Origin of the sequence: Streptomyces sp. NPDC005899, assembly GCF_040629645.1 — a bacterium.
Taxonomy (GTDB): Bacteria; Actinomycetota; Actinomycetes; order Streptomycetales; family Streptomycetaceae; genus Streptomyces.
The window spans coordinates 1-17301 of the sequence record NZ_JBEXWB010000011.1 but is presented as its reverse complement, the minus strand read 5'-3'; the positions used below and the strand labels follow the sequence as shown (position 1 = coordinate 17301).

General features: G+C 72.3%; 16 protein-coding genes and 1 pseudogene. 9 read left to right on the top strand and 8 right to left on the bottom strand.

Going from position 1 to position 17301, the window contains the following annotated elements; all coding sequences use genetic code 11:
• The first annotated feature begins 12 nt into the window (after nucleotides 1-12).
• The gene (locus ABZ371_RS02895; protein ID WP_358672800.1) at nucleotides 13-639 is read left to right on the top strand and encodes an AAA family ATPase; all 627 of its coding nucleotides are present in this window, start codon (nucleotides 13-15) and stop codon (nucleotides 637-639) included.
• Here ABZ371_RS02895 and ABZ371_RS02890 read toward each other — a convergent pair.
• Nucleotides 628-1230 (bottom strand): HAD family phosphatase, encoded by a 603-nt coding sequence (locus ABZ371_RS02890; protein WP_358672799.1) that lies wholly within the window; start codon nucleotides 1228-1230, stop codon nucleotides 628-630. The two genes, ABZ371_RS02895 and ABZ371_RS02890, sit on opposite strands and share 12 nt — an antisense overlap.
• A gap of 571 nt (nucleotides 1231-1801) precedes the next feature.
• Here ABZ371_RS02890 and ABZ371_RS02885 point away from each other — a divergent pair.
• The 3 genes from ABZ371_RS02885 to ABZ371_RS02875 all read left to right on the top strand — a co-directional run bounded on the left by ABZ371_RS02885 (nucleotide 1802) and on the right by ABZ371_RS02875 (nucleotide 4692).
• A complete protein-coding gene (locus ABZ371_RS02885; RefSeq protein ID WP_358672798.1) occupies nucleotides 1802-2494 on the top strand; it encodes an iron-containing redox enzyme family protein in 693 nt (230 codons plus the stop codon).
• Nucleotides 2495-2567: 73 nt separating this feature from the next.
• Entirely contained in the window at nucleotides 2568-3722 is a 1155-nt protein-coding gene (locus ABZ371_RS02880; protein ID WP_358672797.1) for a pyridoxal phosphate-dependent aminotransferase, read from the top strand.
• A gap of 70 nt (nucleotides 3723-3792) precedes the next feature.
• Nucleotides 3793-4692: a TauD/TfdA family dioxygenase gene (locus tag ABZ371_RS02875; protein WP_358672796.1), complete on the top strand. Its 900-nt coding sequence runs from the start codon at nucleotides 3793-3795 to the stop codon at nucleotides 4690-4692.
• 138 nt (nucleotides 4693-4830) lie between these two features.
• Here the strand turns inward: ABZ371_RS02875 and ABZ371_RS02870 are convergent, their stop codons facing one another.
• The 5 genes from ABZ371_RS02870 to ABZ371_RS02850 all read right to left on the bottom strand — a co-directional run bounded on the left by ABZ371_RS02870 (nucleotide 4831) and on the right by ABZ371_RS02850 (nucleotide 9999).
• Nucleotides 4831-5238 (bottom strand): PPOX class F420-dependent oxidoreductase, encoded by a 408-nt coding sequence (locus ABZ371_RS02870; protein WP_358672795.1) that lies wholly within the window; start codon nucleotides 5236-5238, stop codon nucleotides 4831-4833.
• 110 nt (nucleotides 5239-5348) lie between these two features.
• Complete coding sequence (locus ABZ371_RS02865; RefSeq protein WP_358672794.1) at nucleotides 5349-6392, bottom strand: hypothetical protein; 1044 nt, start codon at nucleotides 6390-6392, stop codon at nucleotides 5349-5351.
• Between the two features lie 11 nt (nucleotides 6393-6403).
• A complete protein-coding gene (locus ABZ371_RS02860) occupies nucleotides 6404-7336 on the bottom strand; it encodes an N-acetylneuraminate synthase family protein (RefSeq protein ID WP_358672793.1) in 933 nt (310 codons plus the stop codon).
• Nucleotides 7337-7348: 12 nt separating this feature from the next.
• Entirely contained in the window at nucleotides 7349-8593 is a 1245-nt protein-coding gene (locus tag ABZ371_RS02855) for an acylneuraminate cytidylyltransferase (protein WP_358672792.1), read from the bottom strand.
• Nucleotides 8594-8613: 20 nt separating this feature from the next.
• Nucleotides 8614-9999, bottom strand: a complete 1386-nt coding sequence (locus ABZ371_RS02850; RefSeq protein ID WP_358672791.1) for a DUF6716 putative glycosyltransferase — start codon at nucleotides 9997-9999, stop codon at nucleotides 8614-8616.
• Nucleotides 10000-10208: 209 nt separating this feature from the next.
• Here ABZ371_RS02850 and ABZ371_RS02845 point away from each other — a divergent pair, with 209 nt between their 5' ends.
• From ABZ371_RS02845 to ABZ371_RS02830, 4 genes are all read left to right on the top strand, one after another.
• Entirely contained in the window at nucleotides 10209-11210 is a 1002-nt protein-coding gene (locus tag ABZ371_RS02845) for a glycosyltransferase family 2 protein (RefSeq protein WP_358672790.1), read from the top strand.
• Complete coding sequence (locus tag ABZ371_RS02840; protein ID WP_358672789.1) at nucleotides 11210-12613, top strand: polysialyltransferase family glycosyltransferase; 1404 nt, start codon at nucleotides 11210-11212, stop codon at nucleotides 12611-12613. The genes ABZ371_RS02845 and ABZ371_RS02840 overlap by 1 nt, the downstream gene beginning before the upstream one ends.
• A gap of 91 nt (nucleotides 12614-12704) precedes the next feature.
• Nucleotides 12705-13856 carry an acyltransferase gene (locus ABZ371_RS02835; RefSeq protein ID WP_358672788.1) on the top strand — a complete coding sequence of 384 codons (1152 nt, stop codon included), beginning with the start codon at nucleotides 12705-12707 and terminating at the stop codon, nucleotides 13854-13856.
• Nucleotides 13857-13934: 78 nt separating this feature from the next.
• Entirely contained in the window at nucleotides 13935-14393 is a 459-nt protein-coding gene (locus ABZ371_RS02830) for a MarR family winged helix-turn-helix transcriptional regulator (RefSeq protein ID WP_358672787.1), read from the top strand.
• A gap of 29 nt (nucleotides 14394-14422) precedes the next feature.
• Here ABZ371_RS02830 and leuE read toward each other — a convergent pair whose 3' ends face one another.
• Nucleotides 14423-15100, bottom strand: a complete 678-nt coding sequence (leuE, locus tag ABZ371_RS02825) for a leucine efflux protein LeuE (protein WP_358672786.1) — start codon at nucleotides 15098-15100, stop codon at nucleotides 14423-14425.
• Between the two features lie 162 nt (nucleotides 15101-15262).
• On the bottom strand, nucleotides 15263-16852 hold the full coding sequence (locus ABZ371_RS02820; RefSeq protein ID WP_358672785.1) for a methylmalonyl-CoA mutase family protein: 1590 nt from the start codon (nucleotides 16850-16852) through the stop codon (nucleotides 15263-15265).
• 236 nt (nucleotides 16853-17088) lie between these two features.
• Between ABZ371_RS02820 and ABZ371_RS02815 the strand changes: the two are divergent.
• Nucleotides 17089-17301, top strand: a pseudogene (locus tag ABZ371_RS02815) (hypothetical protein); the annotation flags it as partial.

Below are 17301 nucleotides of genomic sequence, written 5' to 3'. Positions count from 1 at the left end.
GGGGAAATCGGAGTGACATACCGCATAGTGGCACTCGAGGGAGTGGACGGAAGCGGAAAGTCCACTTTGCTCGAAAGTCTCGGTACCTCGCTTTCGGAACGTGCGTCGGTCGTCCGGGCGAGGCCCGCCCGAGCACTCTCGAACGCATTCCGGAGAATTGCCGAGGACGGACGCCCGGAAAAGCTTTACCAGGACGCACTTCCCGCCCCCTTCCGGCATTCCGCTTATCTCCTGGAGAGTGCCGTGCAGTTCCGCTACGAACAGCAGCGGTTCGAGCAGGCGGACTTCGTGCTCTTCGACCGCTGGCGGCACACGTGGGCCGTCTACTGCGAGGACGTGGTGGAGCACCGTGACTGGTTCGCCCGGATCGAGGCCCTGCTGCCCCGGGCCGACGTGCTGTTCTGGCTGCGGGTCGATCCCGAACTCGCCTACGAGCGGCTCGTCGCGCGGCAGGACCGCTGGGTCGACGCCTACTCCCCCGCCGGGCTGCGCGCCAAGATCACCGGGCTGTGCGAGCGGTACGAGGAGGTCATGCGGGACTCCGGTGCCGTCGTGCTCGACGGCGCCCGTCCCCCGGCGGAGGTACACGCCGAGGCCGTGGCGGTACTGACCTCCCGGACGGCCGGCTCAGTCGGCTAGCAGCTCCTGGAGGGTGCGGCGCAGCGCGGGCCCGCCCTCGAAGAGGACGGCGGTGAGCCCCAGTTCACGGGCCGCGCGTACGTTCGCCTCGCGGTCGTCCACGAAGAAGGCCTCCTCGGCGGTGGCGTCGAGGAGGCCCAGGGCCCCCGCGAATGCCTCGGGAGCGGGCTTGGTGGCCCCCAGCGCACAGGAGAAGGCGAGGGCGTCGAAGCGGTCGCCCACCTCCCGCAGCTGCTCGGGAAGGCCCGAGAGCAGCAGCGCGTCGTTGTCCGTGAAGAGGGCCGTGCGGTACGGGCGGACGAGATCGGCCGCGGCCAGGACGCCGGGGTCGGGCTCGAAGGCACCGCACCAGATGCGGCGCAGCTCCGCGGAGGTACCGGGGAAGCCGAGGCGCCGCCGGATCTCCCCCTCCACCTCCTCGGCGCTCCCGGCCCCGCCGTCCCACGAGGAGATCAGGCCGGAGGAGTACAGCTCCTCGTCGACACGCTCCGCCGGGAGGCCGCACGCCGCTCCGAGGATTTCCAGGCGGCGCTCGCGGTGGAAGCGGCAGACGACGCCGCCGAGATCGAAAAGGAAAACCCGTGGCTTCATGCGCGGCACACTAGCAAACGCCGCCATTACCGGGAAAGCCGTCCGGTATGCCCGGCACCGGAAAGGACTGTGCCGGCGTATCACACCCCCGGACCGGCACGCTCCCTTCCGGTGAATTACCCCTGGCGATTTCACGCCGTGCACCCGGGGAGCAGAACTTGATCTCGACCGGATAAACGGTATCCGGCCGGTTCCGCCCCCCTGCTATCTGTTCCACGGACGGCCGGCGGACCTGGCGCCGCACTTCTCCTTCCACCGTCCCGAGTTCCTGGACGCCCTCTCCGGAAGATCCCCACCACCGCCGTCCCGTACACGTCGGCTTCCTTCGGGGTTAATGCCCGCTTTACCCCCTGTCGGACTGTCGCCAGGCCGAGTTGCGAAGGCTCGTGGCACTGGCGCCGCCGTCGGGGGCGCGCTGATGATGAATGTGTCCGGTCGGCATCGCGGGTTCGAGCCACCGGTCGGCGAGCGCCATCCATCGATGTCCGCGCCACGCCCCTTCTCCCAGGTCGAACCGCCGGCAAGGCGGTGTCCCGTGCGACGCGTACTGTCACCGAAAGGATCCAGTTCCGTGGGCAACGAGGTCGAAGCAGGTACCGAGGTCATCGCGCGCATCAAGCAGATGATCGACGACTCAGGGATCAACGAGAACGCGTTCTACCAGACGCTTCGCAAGGAGCCGCTCCCCAAGGAGGTCCTCAAGGAGGTCTTCCAGCAGTACTACTACTACATCCGGACGTTCCCGCAGATCCTGGCCGGACTGGCGGCCCGCGTGGACGACGAGTTCATCCGGCTGAAGAGCGCCCGCACCGTCGTCTCGGAGCTGGGTGACGGCCACGGGGACGCCCACTACATCATGTTCGAGAAGGCGCTCGCGGGCATCGGCGTCGAGCTCGACGACTACCGCACCGTCAAGCACGCCCCGGAGGCGGAGCAGCTGGTCGCCAACCTGCGGCGCCTCTTCCTGGACGAGTCGTCGAACTACTCGGTCGGCGCGCACTACGTGATCGAAGAGTTCGGGTTCCCGATGATCGTGAACCTGTACGAGGGCTTCCGTCTCTACGACGGCTGGGAGCACGAGGACTACAACTACTTCTACCTCCACATCCTCATCGAGGCCAACCACGTGGACTGGGTCCAGGACGCCCTGCTCGCCGCGGCGAAGGAGGAGACCGCCCGCGAGGAGCTGATCCAGGGCGCGGCCCAGGTGCTGGACGCCCTCACCACCTTCTGGAACGGGCTCAACCGCATCGCCACCGCCTGATGAGCACGCCCGGACGGGCCCGGTGCACCCCGGGCCCGTCCGGGTGCCCCGGACCGAGGAACGGAAGAACACCGTGAGCACGTCCACCTCCACCGAGCCGGACAGCCAGGTCGTAGGCGTCTACCAGCGCATGACCGCGCTGGCGGCGGAGCACTCCGCGGTCAACCTCTCGCAGGGGATACCGGAACCCGTGTACGACACGGAGTGGCGAGCGGCACTGACCGCCGAGATGCCCCACGCACACTTCCAGTACACACCGTCCGCGGGCACACCCGGACTGCGGGCTTCCGTGGCCGGCCTGTACGGGGACGGGTTCCCCGCTCCGGTGACCACCTCCGGATGCACGGAGTCCCTTGCCGCCGCCCTCTTCGGCCTCGCGGACGACGGGTGCGACACCGTGCTGTGGCTGGAGCCCTTCTACTCCTACTATCCCGGGCTGGCCAGGATCACGGGCATGGCGGCCCGCAGCGTCCCGATCGACCTCACCGGGCCCGCCCCCCGCCTGGACATGGACCGGCTGGCGGCGGAACTGGCACCGCTGGGCCGCCGGGGCGTCCTCCTGCTCAACTCCCCGCACAACCCGACCGGTCTGGTCCTCGGCTCCGAGGAGTGGGCGGCGGTGCGCGCACTCGTCGAGCGCCACGGCTGCCACCTGCTGATCGACGACGTGTACCGCGACTTCCGCTACCGCGGCCCGGCCGTGCCGTACGAGGCGCTGATGGAGACGGGACGCACCGCGATCGCCGGCGGAGTCTCCAAGTCCTACGCCGCCGCCGGGGTCCGGCTGGGGTGGCTGCTGGCGCCCGGCCGGCTCGCGCGCCGCGCGGAGACCGCTCACATGCACCTGTCCAACTGCGCGCCGGACCTGCTCCAGCGCGCCGCCGTCCGGGTCCTCGCCGAGGTGGACACCGCGCGGCTGGAAGGCACGGCCGGGGCCTACCGGCGCAAGCGGGACCACCTGCTCGCGGCGCTCACCGGCAGCGGCTTCACCGTGTCCGTGCCCGACGGGGGTCACTTCGTCATGGCGGTGCCTCCCGCGGACCGTCCGTGGGGGCCCGAGCCCGCGGTCGACCTCCTGCTCGACGCGGGGGTGTGCGCCCTGCCCCTGGACCACTTCTTCACCCGGCCGCACACGCCGTGGCTCCGCTTCTCGTTCGCGGTCTCCGCCGGGCAGGTGGAGGAGGCGGCCCGGCGGCTGCCGCGCGCGCGAACCACGCGGAACACCTGAGACGGGTGAGGCGTCCGACCACGCACAGGCCCCGGCCAGCCGGGTCCGGATTCCACCGGGAGCGAGTCGTATGAGAACAACGCCACTGGGTGCCCGCGAGTTCGCCGGTGAGGTGACCGGCTTCGACGCCGCGTCGGCCACCGCGCAGGAGATCGGCGAGCTGAGAACCCTCCTCCACCGGCACCGGGTACTCGTCCTGCGCGGCCAGTCACTGAGCCCTCGTCGCTATCAGACGTTCATGGAGCACTTCGGCCGGCCGGTCCCCCACGTGCTCCAGAACCTCACCGTGCCGGGCTTCCCCTCGATCCTCACCATCTCGGACTACGTCAAGCCCGACGGCACCCCCTTCGGGGTACTCGACGGCGGGGCCTACTGGCACGCCGACATGTCGTACCTCCAGGACCTCGGCATCGCCACCTCCCTCTACGCCGTGCGCGCCGCCGAGCGCTCCGGCGGCACGGCGTTCGCCGATCTGGCCTCTGCCCTGGAGCTCCTGCCGTCCCGTCCGGACCTGCTCGAACTCCTCGGCTGCGAGAGCGTCGACGAGGTGCTCGCCCTCGACGTCGTCCACCGCTTCGGCAACCGGAAGGCGCTGCGGGACGACACGGCGGCGAAACAGAACCTGTCCCAGGAGCAGCACGCCCGACTGCGGGGTGCCCGGCACAAGCTGATCGAGACCCACCCCGTCACCGGCGGGCGCGGCCTCTTCGCCCCCTCGGGGAGCGCCATGTCCGTCGTCGGGCTCCCCGACGCCCGGTCGGAGCTCGCCCTCGACGCGCTGGAGGAGTTCGTCCTCAAGGAGCTGCCCGGCTACACCCACCGGTACCGGCCCGGCGACCTGGTGATCTGGGACAACATGAGCACGCTGCACCGCGGCACCGGGGTCAGCCCGACCCGGGACCTGGAGGACAGCCGTGTCCTCCACCGGATCAACGTCCGGTACGCCGGGGCCCGCGAGCTCGCCGGCTGAGCCCGCGCCGCGTGCACCGTACGGCGGGCACGCGCGGGCGGGCGGACGGCGCCGGCGGGGCGGACCCGCCCCGCCGGTGCCCCGCCCGCTCGCGCCTCGCGGGATGACGCGTACGGCCGGCCCCGGGCACCGGCGCGCTCAGAGCGAGCCGACCACCTTGCGCGCAGTGACGCGGACGACGACCCGGGCGGCGTCGTCCTTCGAGGACGGGTTGAAGTCCGCGTACTCCTGGCCCGTGTACTTGCGGGACAGGGCGTCGATCAGTTCCTGTCCGCCCTGCGTGGTCAGTGCGGCCGTACCGCGGATCTCGGCGTAGGTGTACGGCGCGTTCGGCGGGTTGATCATGACGGTGATCCGCGGGTCGGCCCGCAGGTTCTTCTCCTTGCGGCGCCCGACGGTCGTGGAGAACAGCAGGTCGTCGCCGTCCCGGGCGAGCCAGACGACCGACAGCTGCGGGCTGCCGTCCGGCTGGACCGTGGCCACGGTCGCGAAGACCGGGGTGTCGTCGATGAGCTTCCTCAGGTCGTCGGAGAGTCCGGCGGTCATGGTGGGGATCCCTTTCCTCGGCGCAATGCCCTACCCGGACCGACTGCCCGTCAGCGGGAGCGCGCAAGCCCTGGGGCGGGCACCCGGCGGTATCGCCGGTACCCGCCGGCTCAGCCCTCCACGACCGCCGTGGCCCGCCACGGCGCCAGCCGCTGCACGTCCCGGGCCGTCTCCGTGACCCCGCTCAGGAAGCCCTGCGCACGCGGGGACGCCGTGTCGCGCAGCCACTCGGGCGCTATGTCGCACACCGCCACCTTCACTCCCGTGCCCGCCAGGGCGAGCGGCAGGGTGTGGACCACCGTGGACGGGAAGCTCACCACCGTGTGGCCGATCGGGCCACGGCGGGCGATGAGCTCCAGAGGCAGGTCCGGGCGGACGATCTCCAGACCGGTGGCGGCCTCCAGGGCGTGGAGCTTCTCCGCGGACTCACGCCGGTGGGCGAAGTAGCGGGTGGCGCCGTGCGCACGGGCCAGGGCCGTCACCGCCTCCTCGTACGGGACCGGATCGACCACGCCCGTCTCCACCAGTGACGTGCCGACGAGGTCGGCACCCTTGGTGACGGAGGGCGGCCCGAAGCGCCCCCGGGTCCAGGCGAAGGTGTTGGGGGTGACCTCGACGCCCTCCGGGGCCTCCACCGGCATCGCGGTGAACACCTCGACCGTACGGTTCCCGGAGGGTGTGAAACTACGGCGGGCCGCCGAGGTGACCGGGGCCAGCAGCAGCTCGCGGGGGCCCCGGCTGCCCCGGCGGTGCCAGCGCACCAGGCGTTCGCCGCCGGCCAGCTGGGCGACGAACTCCATGGTGGCCGTGCCGTCGTCGACCACCGTGATCCGGCGGGGCCGGACCAGGGACAGCAGCAGCTGCACGTACCGGGAGAAGGGGTCCCCGACGACGATGCGGTCCGCCGTGCGGATGAGTGCCGTCAGGGCGCGCAGGGCCTTGAGGGGCGCGCCGTTCCGGCCGCGCGCCTCCTGCCAGCGCACGGTGACGCCCTCGTCGCGGGCCAGCTCCGCCATCCTGCGCAGCTGGCCGCGCGACATCGGGTCGACCGGGGGGAGGACGACGACGGTGGTGCTGCCGGGTCCTCCCCGGGCGTGGGTCCACTCCAGGACGTTCAGGAGCTGGACCGGGCTCTCGACGAAGGCGAGGTTCACCGGTCGGCCCGTCAGACCGCGACCGGCTCGGCCGGGGCGTCGTCGCGCTCGGCGACGACGCCCGCGACGCGGCGGAGCTTCTTCATCGGGCCGAGCTCCGACTCGTACACCTTCTTGACGCCGTCACCGAGGGACGCCTCGATGGTGCGGATGTCGCGCACCAGGCGCGTGAGTCCCTGGGGCTCGACGGAGGCGGCCTGGTCGGAGCCCCACATGGCGCGGTCCAGGGTGATGTGGCGCTCGACGAACGTGGCGCCGAGGGCCACGGCGGCCAGCGTGGTCTGCAGGCCGGTCTCGTGGCCGCTGTACCCGATCGGGACGTTCGGGTACTCCTGCATCAGGGTGTTGATGACCCGCAGGTTCAGTTCCTCGGCCTTCGCCGGGTACGTGGACGTGGCGTGGCAGAGCAGGATGTTGTCGCTGCCGAGGACCTCGACCGCGTGCCGGATCTGACGCGGCGTCGACATCCCGGTGGAGAGGATGACGGTGCGGCCCGTGGCGCGCAGGGCGCGCAGGAGCTCGTCGTCGGTGAGGGAGGCGGAGGCCACCTTGTGCGCGGGGACGTCGAACTTCTCCAGGAAGGCGACGGCCTCGGTGTCCCAAGGGGAGGCGAACCAGTCGATGCCGCGCTCGGCACAGTGCTCGGAGATGGCCCGGTACTCCGCCTCGCCGAACTCGACGCGGTGGCGGTAGTCGATGTACGTCATGCGGCCCCAGGGGGTGTCGCGCTCGATGTCCCACTGGTCGCGCGGGGTGCAGATCTCCGGGGTGCGCTTCTGGAACTTGACGGCGTCGCAGCCGGCGTCCGCGGCCACGTCGATCAGCGCGAGCGCGTTGCCGAGGTCGCCGTTGTGGTTGATGCCGATCTCGCCGGTGATGTAGACGGGGTTGCCGGGGCCCGCGGTGCGGGTGCCGAAGGTGCGCAGACGGGAGGTGCTGCTCATGGTGGTGCTTCCTTACTCGGTGGGGGTGTCGGGCGTTTCGGTGGTGAGGGTGGGGCCCAGGAGCCAGGCCGCGATCTCGCGGACGGCGCCGGATCCGCCCGGCTGTGCGGTCACGGCGCGCGCCGCGGCGCGTACCGAGTCGTGGGCGCTCGCCACGGCGACGGGCCAGCCCGCCAGGCCGAAGCAGGCCAGGTCGTTGACGTCGTTGCCGACGTAGAGCACGCGGGCGGGGTCCAGGGCCTGCTCCTCGCACCACTGCTTGAGCGCCAGGTCCTTGCGGTCGATGCCGTGCAGGACGGGCACCTGGAGCTTGCGGGCGCGGGCGGCGACGACCGGGTTCCGCTCGGTGGACAGGATCAGCAGCGGCAGGCCGGCCTTGCGCAGGGCGGCGATCCCGAGGCCGTCGCCGCGGTGCACGGCGACGGTCTCCCGGCCGTCGGAGTCGATGAGCACCCGGTCGTCGGTCTGGGTGCCGTCGAAGTCGAGGACGACGGCGTCGACGTCCGCCCGGGTGGGCAGCGAAGACGGGTCCAGGAGCGGCGCGAGGGCGCGGGCACGGGCGAGGTCGTGCGGGTCGTCGATCTCCAGGACGCGGGCGGGGTCGGTCTCCACGAGCGCCGTGTGACCGAAGAAACGGTGGCGGTGGGTCCGGAATCCGGCGACGTCCATGGCGTAGGCGGCGCCGGTCTCCAGGTAGTCCTGGGGGCGGTCCTGGCGGCGCGGGCGGACGGCCTTGTCGTGGTTCACGCCGTACGCCGTGTCCTCGACCGCGCTGCCGTCGCGCCACACGAAGCCGTGGAAGGGGGCGACGGTGACGGCCGTGTCGGCGCCGTCCCGGGCGACGGCGGCGGCGACCCCGTCGACGTCCTCGCGGGTGATGAAGGGGCTGGTGCACTGGACGAGCAGCACCACGTCGGCCGTCCGGCCGCCCCGCAGGGCCTCGTAGGCGTCCAGGGCGTGCAGGACGGCCGCCTCGCTGGTCGCGGTGTCGCCCGCGATGGCGGCGGGGCGCTGCACGCAGTGCAGCCGGGGCCCGTCGCCGAGTGCCTCGGCCGCGGCTCGGGCCGCGTCGGCGATGGCCTCGTCGTCGGTCGTCACGACGACGTCGGTGACCTCGGGGGACGCCAGGCAGGCGCGGACCGCGCGGGCGACGAGGGGGAAGCCGCCGACCTCGGCGAGGTTCTTGGCGGGAACGCCCTTGGATCCGCCGCGGGCGGGGATCACGGCGAGCACGGTCGGGGCCGGGGGCGGGGTCATGGTTGCTCCTGGAGTGGTGGTCACAGCTCGCCCATCCGGCGGATCACCGGGGCGACCCGCTGGACGCCGTGGCGGTAGGCACCGCGCGCCGCGTTGCGGACGGTCTCCCGCACGGCTCCCCTGACCCGGCCGGCCTCCCGGGGGGCGGCGGCGCCCGGCAGCGGGCGGCCGTCGGGGCCCAGGTGGTAGCGGGCGAGGATGCCGGGGAGGTAACCGGGGGCGGTGGCGGCGGTGTAGTAGGGGGCGAGGGCGGGCAGCGGGCCGGCGGCCAGCAGTCCGTCCACCCGGGCGCGGGCGGCGTCGTAGGCGGTGGAGTACGAGCCGTCGGCGGCGACTCCCTGGCCGGCGAGCCACTCCTCGTCGGGGCGCGGGCGGAATCCGCCGTCGAGGTGGTCCCACGACGTGATGAGCCCGGAACCGATGAAGTGGTGGTTGCCGAGTGCCTCGCGGACGCCGAGGTCGGACAGGACCGCGGTCGGGATCCGCCGGTGCAGGGACTCCAGCGCCGCGGTCGAGGAGACGGTGACCAGCAGGTCGGTGCGGTCCAGGACCTCGCCCATGTGCCCGTACACGAGGCGGAAGTTGGGCGGGAGGCCGCCGGGCACGCGGTCCGCGAGGCGCTGGTAGGGGAGCTCCTCGATGTGCGTGGTGTGCTCGCCCGGCCTGGAGCGGAGCTTCAGCAGGACCTCGCGGCGCGGGTGCAGCCGGGCGTGCTCGACGAGCCGGCGCAGCAGGTAGGCGCGCTCGGCGCGGGACGCCGGTACGGAGGGCTGGGCGGCGAACACGACGGTGTCGCGGCCCTCCTCCGCCCGGTGCGGCTCCCCGCCGAGGAACGGCAGGGCGGCCTCGGTGACGGCGGAGGCGTCCGCGCCGACCCCCTCGTACACCGTGCGGAAGCGCCCGGCGTCGTGACGGGAGTTGGCGAGGACCATGTCGGCGCCGTGCCGCAGCAGGAGCCCGTCGGCGAGCTTCTCGTAGACGACCCCGACGTAACCGGTGACGACGACCGGCCTGCGCGGGAGCTCCAGTGCGGCCAGGCCGTGCAGCATCGCCTGTACGGCACCGCCGACGAGCGCCAGGACCACGACGTCGTACGCCTCGTCCCGCACGGTGCGCAGGAACTCGGCCGTCGTCACCTCACGCACCCGGCCCGTGTCCACACCCACCTCGGCGAGCTGCCGGGGAGTGGGGGTGGCCCGGCCGCGCAGCAGCAGCCCGCTGATCTCGGCGGGCCGCTCCGCCCGGCCGGAGCCGACGGCACCAGCGGCACCGGCGAGGCGGTGCGCGGTGAGCGCACCCCACTTCCAGCGGGTGTCGGAGTCGGCGAGCACGGCGACGCGGAGCGCCGCGCGGCCGGCTGCTGGGGTGACGGCCGGACCGGCCGCGTTACTGGTACGAGGGGGCACGCCCTAGAAGTTAGGAAGGCATTTCGATGGGCGGCCCAACGCGGGGGCAACAGATGGTTAACAGCCCACCGACGCTTGGGAATCAGGGCCGCCCGCCGGGGCCCGAGCCCGTGTCGCCGGGCCGGTTAACGGAGCCGACACGGCCCGTTCACCCCGTGTCCCCACCGGGGACAGACGGCATGTCAGGGCCCGGACCTAGCGTGATCCGCATGGTTAAGCTGTCCGTCATCGTGCCGTTCTACAACGTGCAGACCTACGCGCCCGACACCCTCAGAAGTCTCCGCGCGAACGCGCGTGGGGACTTCGAGTTCATCCTGGTCGACGACTGCTCGACGGACGGGACGGCCGACATCCTGCGCCGGGCGCGGGACGACATCCCCGGGGCGGTCGTCATACGGCACGAGAGGAACGGCGGGCTCGCGACCGCGCGCAACACCGGACTGGACGCCGCGAGCGGGGAGTTCATCACCTTCCTCGACGGTGACGACTGGCTGGCCCCCGGCTACTACGAGCGGCTGCTGGCCGCGGCGCAGGAGCTGGGGTGCGACTTCGTGCGCGCCGACCACGTGCAGGTCACCGGCCGGGCCCGGACCGTGCACCGGGTGCCGCACGGACTGCGGGGCGTTCCGTTCAGCCCGCGGGAGGCCATCCTGCCGGCCGACCGCACCACGTCGGTGGACTACCCGTACGCCTGGGCCGGCATCTACCACCGGCGCCTCGTCGACCGCGGACTGCTCCACTTCACGCACGGGCTGCGGACGGCCGAGGACCGGCCGTGGATCTGGCGGCTGCACCGGGAGGCGGAGTCCTTCGCCGCGGTGGGACTGCTCGGGGTGTTCTACCGGCGCGGCGTCGCCTCCTCGCTCACCCAGATCGGCGACGTGCGACAGCTCGACTTCATCCGGGCGTTCGACCAGGTCATCGAGGAGACGGCCCGGGACCCCGAGGCGGACAGGCTGCTGCCCAAAGCCGTCCGGACCTACGCGGCCGTCATGGCGCACCACCTGAACTCCGTCGAGAGGTTCGAGCCGGCCGTCGCGCGGAAACTGCGCTCGATGAGCGCGGCCGCACTCCAGCGCCTTCCGCAGGACCTCCTCAGCGACACACTCGACTCGCTCGGGGACCAGCGGGCGGCACGGCTCCGCCGGCTCCGCCGCCGCCCGGTCCCCACCGGGTCCGTTCCCTCCGTCACCACAGGAGTCTCCGCCTGATGTCCGGCCCCCGCACCACCCAGCTCTTCGCGGCCTGCTCGCAGTACGCCGCGGCCACGGTCACCGCCGCCATCCGCGCGGGCCAGTTCGGCCCCCGTGACGCGCACCGCCGCGTCCTGGTCGTCAGCGACACCTCGTACGCCCCGGAGGTGGGCACCCCGCTCGACCGGATGGACGGGTTCGCGTGCCTGCGCACCGAGTTCGACACCGTGCTCTCCTGGAACGAGTTCATCCAGCCCTTCCACCCGGCGGGCTGGTTCCCCCGCGACCAGGACACGCTGCTCTGGGAGCGGTACCTGCGGCTGGCCTGGGACCTCGGTGACGGGCCGGTGGAGATCGCCTGCGAGTCGATCCAGGCGAACCCGTCCAGCGCCCTGGTGAAGATCTTCGGCGAGAGCCCCGTGCACGTCTACGCCGACGGGCTGATGAGCTACGGCCCGACCCGGAACAGGATCGATCCGCTGATCGGCACCCGGGTGCAGCGGCTCCTCCACCTGGACCTGGTACCCGGGCTCAGGCCCCTGCTGCTCTCCGAGTTCGGCGTCGAGCCCGAGATCGTGCCCACGGCCGAGTTCCTCGGCGTGCTCGCGGAGCTGGCCGGCTCGGCGCCCTCCTTCGCCGCCCCCCGGAGCGAGGAGGCCCCCGCCCTGCTGCTCGGCCAGTACCTGTCGGCGATCGACGTCCTGACCCCCGCCGAGGAGGAGGACCTCCACGTGCGGATGGTGCGCGGAGCCGTCGCGCTCGGGCACCGCCACCTCGTCTTCAAGCCGCATCCCTCCGCTCCGGCCGGCTGGTCGCACGTCCTGGAGGAGGAGGCCGGGCGGCTGGGCGCCGAACTGACCGTGCTGGACGCCCCGGTCATCGCCGAAGTGGTCTACCAGCGGCTGCGCCCGGCGCTCGTCGTCGGCGCCTTCTCCACCGCCCTGCTCACCGCCGCCGCCTTCTACGGCATCCCCGTCGCCCGCCTGGGCACGGACACGCTGCTCAACGGGCTCACCCCGTACCAGAACAGCAACCGCGTCCCGGTCACCATCGTCGACGCGCTCCTGCCCGACCTCGAGGACGCGGCGGCGACCGCGGGGTGGAGCCTGCCGGGCGAGGAGCGGATCCGGCGCGACCTCGGCGGGCTGGTCACCGCCGTCGGCTTCGCGATGCAGCCGAAGATCTACCCGGAACTGCGTCCCTCCGCGGAGGCGTTCCTGGCCCGACAGCCGGTGTCCGGCCGGGAGCGCTATTTCAGGCGCCGCCGCCTGACCGCCCTCGCCCTGCCCGGCGCCCTGCCCCCGCAGTTCGACTTCCTCCCCCGCAACCCCACCGTGCGCCGGTTCGCCCGGCAGGCCCGCACCTGGCAGCGGGCGGCCGGCCGCCGTCTCCCGGGCGGCGGCCGGGTCAACAGCGGCTGACACCCGCTCCCTGACCGTGCGGCTGACAGCCACCCCATGACGTGCGTCTTCCCGGGGGGAAGACGGTGGAAGACGTGGAAGGACCACCGACGTGACGATCGCACCACCACCGCCCGCCCAGGCGGCGGCCCCGGCACCGGCATCCCGTTCCGCTTCCAGGGACACGGGCCGCCTGCGGGCCCTGGACGGCCTGCGCATCCTGGCGGCGCTGATGGTCTGCCTGTACCACTACGCGGGCAAGAACGGCCCGGTGGCCGAGTCCTGGGGCCAGTCGCCGGGCGTGAAGTTCCCCACGCTGTCGTCGTTCGCCACGTACGGCAGCCTCGGGGTGCAGCTGTTCTTCATCATCAGCGGCTTCGTGATCTGCATGAGCAGTTGGGGGCGGAGCCCGGGTGACTTCTTCCGGTCCAGGGTCGCCCGCCTGTACCCCGCCTACTGGGCGGCGATCGTGCTCATCACCGGTGCCGCGGTACTGCTCCCGGTGGTGGTCGCGCCACTGCCGCTGGACGAACTCCTCGTCAACCTCACCATGCTCCAGCAGCCGATGGGGGTGGACCGGGTCCTCGGCGTCTGCTGGACGCTCTGGGTGGAGATGCGGTTCTACCTGCTCTTCGCCGTGTTCGTGGTCTGGCGGGGTGTGACCTACCGCCGGGTGGTCGTCTTCTGCATCGGCTGGACGTTCGCGGCCGTCTTCGCCCGGGTGGCGCAGACACCGCTCACCGACGCCCTGGTGATGCGGGACCACGCCCCGTACTTCGTCGGCGGGCTCGCCCTCTACCTCATCCACCGCTACGGCAGCGACCTGCTGCTGTGGGGCATCGTGGTCACGAGCTGGCTCCTGGGTCAGCGGTACTCGGTCACGGCCCTCTGGCACCCCGGCATGGAGGGCGACTTCGCGCGCTCCCCCTACGTCGTGCAGGCGATCGTGACGCTGGCGTTCGCCGCGGTGGCGGCGGTGGCGCTCGGCGGGCTCCGATGGGCGAACTGGCGCTGGCTGACGGTCGCCGGCGCGCTCACCTACCCGTTCTACCTGCTGCACGAGCACCTGGGCTGGTTCGCGATCCGCGTCATGAACCGCGTCCTGCACCTGCCTACACAGGTGACGCTGGCCGCCTCGGTGGGCTGCATGCTCCTCCTGGCCCACCTGCTCCACCGCTGGGTGGAGAAGCCGATCGGGCCCCGTCTGAAGCGGACGATGGCGGCACAGGCCGCCAGGGTCCCGCTCCGGGAGCGGCTGGGCTGAGAGCGCGGGGCGGGACCGGGCTCCGCCGGATCACCGGGCCTTGACCTCAACCTCGCTCGAGGTCCTACGGTCCAGGACATGGACTACACACACGACGACGCGGGACTGGCCCGGCAGCCCATCGGCTACTGGAGCTGGGCCGCCCACGAGGCGACCGTGACCCACATCCGTGCCGCCCTGGCCGAGCACGGCCTGACCCAGCCCCCCTGGTGGGTCCTCAATCAGCTCGTCGACGCCGACGACGAGGGCAGGCCGCGCGCCGAGGTGGTGGCGATGCTCCGCGGCTACCTGAACGTCGGCGACGGGCTGGAGCCGGAGATCGACACCCTGGTCGCCCACGGCCTGGTCACCCAGGACGCGGCCGACCGGCTGCGGCTCACCCCCGAGGGCCACGCCCTGCGCGAGAAGGCGTACGAACGGGTCGCCCGGGCGAGAGCGGAGATCCACGCCGGAATCCCGGACGAGGAGTTCGTCGCCGCGCTCAAGGTCCTCCAGCGCATGATCCACAACGTCGGAGGCAATGCCTGGCACCACTAGCGGCCCGCCGCCCGCCCCGCAGGCGCTCCTCAGACGCTGCTGAACGAGAGCTTCGCCGCGAAGCCCAGGAACAGCACGCCCGCCGCCGAGGTGGCCCCCGCCGACAGCCGCTTGCGGCGGCGGAAGGCGGCGGCCAGCCGGGTGCCGCCGAAGATGAGCACGGAGAGGTAGAGGAAGCTGCCGGCCTGCAACAGCGCGCCCAGCAGCAGGAACGACAGGGCCGGATAGGCGTATCCGGGGTCGGCGAACTGCACGAAGAAGGAGATGAGGAACAGGATGGCCTTGGGATTGAACAGGCTGACCACCAGCGCGCGCCGGTAGGGGCGTTCCCGCACGGACTGCCGCGCCGGCACCCCCGGCGGTGCCGGAGCCGCGTCCGCCGGCCCGGCCACCCGCAGGTGCCGCTCCCGCCACATCGACACGGCGGCGCGCAGCATCCCGAACGCCATCCAGGTCAGGTAGCCCGCCCCCGCGTACTTGACGACGGCGAAGAGCAGGGGCGTCGTCTGCAGCAGTGAGGCGGCGCCCAACGCGGACAGCGTCATCAGGACGGCGTCCCCGGTCCACACCCCGGCAGCGGCCACATAGCCGGTGCGCACCCCGCGCCGGGCCGCGACCGACAGCACGTACAGCGAGTTCGGTCCCGGCAGCAGGAGGATCAGCACCAGGCCGGCGAGATAGGTCGGAAGATCGGTGACACCCAGCATGAACGGAGTGTCGCACGCCAGTACGACACCCGGCCCGGGCGGTCCTCGTCGCGGTGGACCGCCCGGCGGATCAGCCCTCGCCGCCGCCGAGCAGCCCCTCCGCGGAGCGCTCCGCCTCCACCCGGTCCGCGGCCGGCACGGTGAAGGACGTCCACCCGCCCCTCAGAACGCGTCGGTCGGGACGTACGCGCCCCAGACCTCCCGCAGCGCGTTGCACACCTCGCCCACCGTGGCCCGCGCGCGGAGCGCGTCCTTCATCGGGTAGAGGACGTTGGCCGTGCCCGCGTCGCTCTCCGCCGCCTTCTTCAGCTCGGCCAGCGCCGCGTCCACCGCCCCCTGGTCGCGCTCCGCCCGGAGTCTCGCCAGCCGGGCGGCCTGCTGGGCCTCGATCGCGGGGTCGACGCGCAGGGGCTCGTACGGTTCCTCCTCGTCGAGCCGGAAGCGGTTCACCCCGACGACGACCCGCTCACCGCTGTCCGTCTCCTGGGCGATGCGGTAGGCGCTGCGCTCGATCTCGCTCTTCTGGAAACCACGTTCGATGGCGTTGACCGCCCCGCCCATGTCCTCGACCTTCCGCATCAGCTCCAGGGCCGCCGCCTCGACGTCGTCGGTCATCTTCTCCACGACGTACGACCCCGCGAAGGGGTCCACCGTCGCCGTCACGTCCGTCTCGTACGCCAGGACCTGCTGGGTGCGCAGCGCCAGGCGGGCGGACTTGTCGGTCGGGAGCGCGATGGCCTCGTCGAAGGAGTTGGTGTGCAGTGACTGGGTGCCGCCGAGCACGGCTCCGAGCCCCTGCACGGCGACCCGCACCAGGTTCACCTCGGGCTGCTGGGCGGTGAGCTGGACGCCGGCGGTCTGGGTGTGGAAGCGCAGCATCAGCGACTTGGGGTTCTCGGCGCCGAACTCCTCCTTCATCACCCTGGCCCAGATCCGGCGCGCGGCACGGAACTTGGCGACCTCTTCGAGGATCGTGGTGCGGGCGACGAAGAAGAAGGACAGCCGGGGGGCGAAGTCGTCCACGTCCATGCCGGCGGCGACGGCCGTGCGGACGTACTCGATGCCGTCGGCCAGCGTGAAGGCGATCTCCTGCGCGGGCGAGGCACCCGCCTCGGCCATGTGGTAGCCGGAGATCGAGATGGTGTTCCACTTGGGGATCTCGGCACGGCAGTACTTGAAGATGTCCGCGATCAGCCGCAGCGACGGCTTGGGCGGGAAGATGTACGTGCCGCGGGCGATGTACTCCTTGAGCACGTCGTTCTGGATGGTGCCCGTCAGCTTCTCCGCCGGCACGCCCTGTTCCTCGGCGACCAGTTGGTAGAGGACGAGCAGCAGGGCCGCCGGGGCGTTGATCGTCATGGAGGTGGAGACCTCGCCCAGCGGGATCCCGTCGAACAGGACACGCATGTCGTCGATCGAGTCGATGGCCACCCCGACCTTGCCGACCTCGCCGGAGGCGATCGGGGCGTCCGAGTCGTGCCCCATCTGTGTCGGCAGGTCGAACGCGACCGAGAGTCCGGCCGTGCCGTTGGCGATCAGCTGCTTGTAGCGGGCGTTGGACTCCGTCGCCGTGCCGAACCCGGCGTACTGCCGCATCGTCCACGGCCGGCCCGTGTACATCGTGGGGTAGACACCGCGCGTGAACGGGTACGCACCCGGCTCGCCCAGCTTCTCGTCGGCCCGCCAGCCTTCGAGCGCGTCCGGTCCGTACACCGGCTCGATGGGCAGTCCCGACTCGGACTCACGCGTCATGTGCTGTGCCTCCCGCTCACGCTACTTCTCGGTAACAAGACCTCGCGACGGACTCTAGCGGCGGCGGCCCGGCCGGGGTGAGCCACGCGTTGGGACCTTGCTCACAGCATGCTCCCCCGAGTCCGGACGCGTGTCCCCATCATGCTCGGGATTGCGCAACCGGGCAGGGCGGGAATCCGTCTCATGGGATACCGGGCCAGGACGGGGCCGGTGGCGGGCGAGCCAGGGGGCCGACGATGGGACGAGCGGGGAGCCGAAGGGGCCGGGCCGGTGCGGGCGCGGAGCGGACGAACGGCCTCCGTGCCGCCCGGCGGCGTACGGCGACGGCTGCCGCCCTCGGTGTGCTGGCCGTCGCCGTGCTGACTGCGGGGTGCCGGACGGAGGCCGCCGGCGCGGCCGGACCGTCGGCGGCGGCGGAACCGGCCGTCCCGGCCGCGAGCCCCACGGGC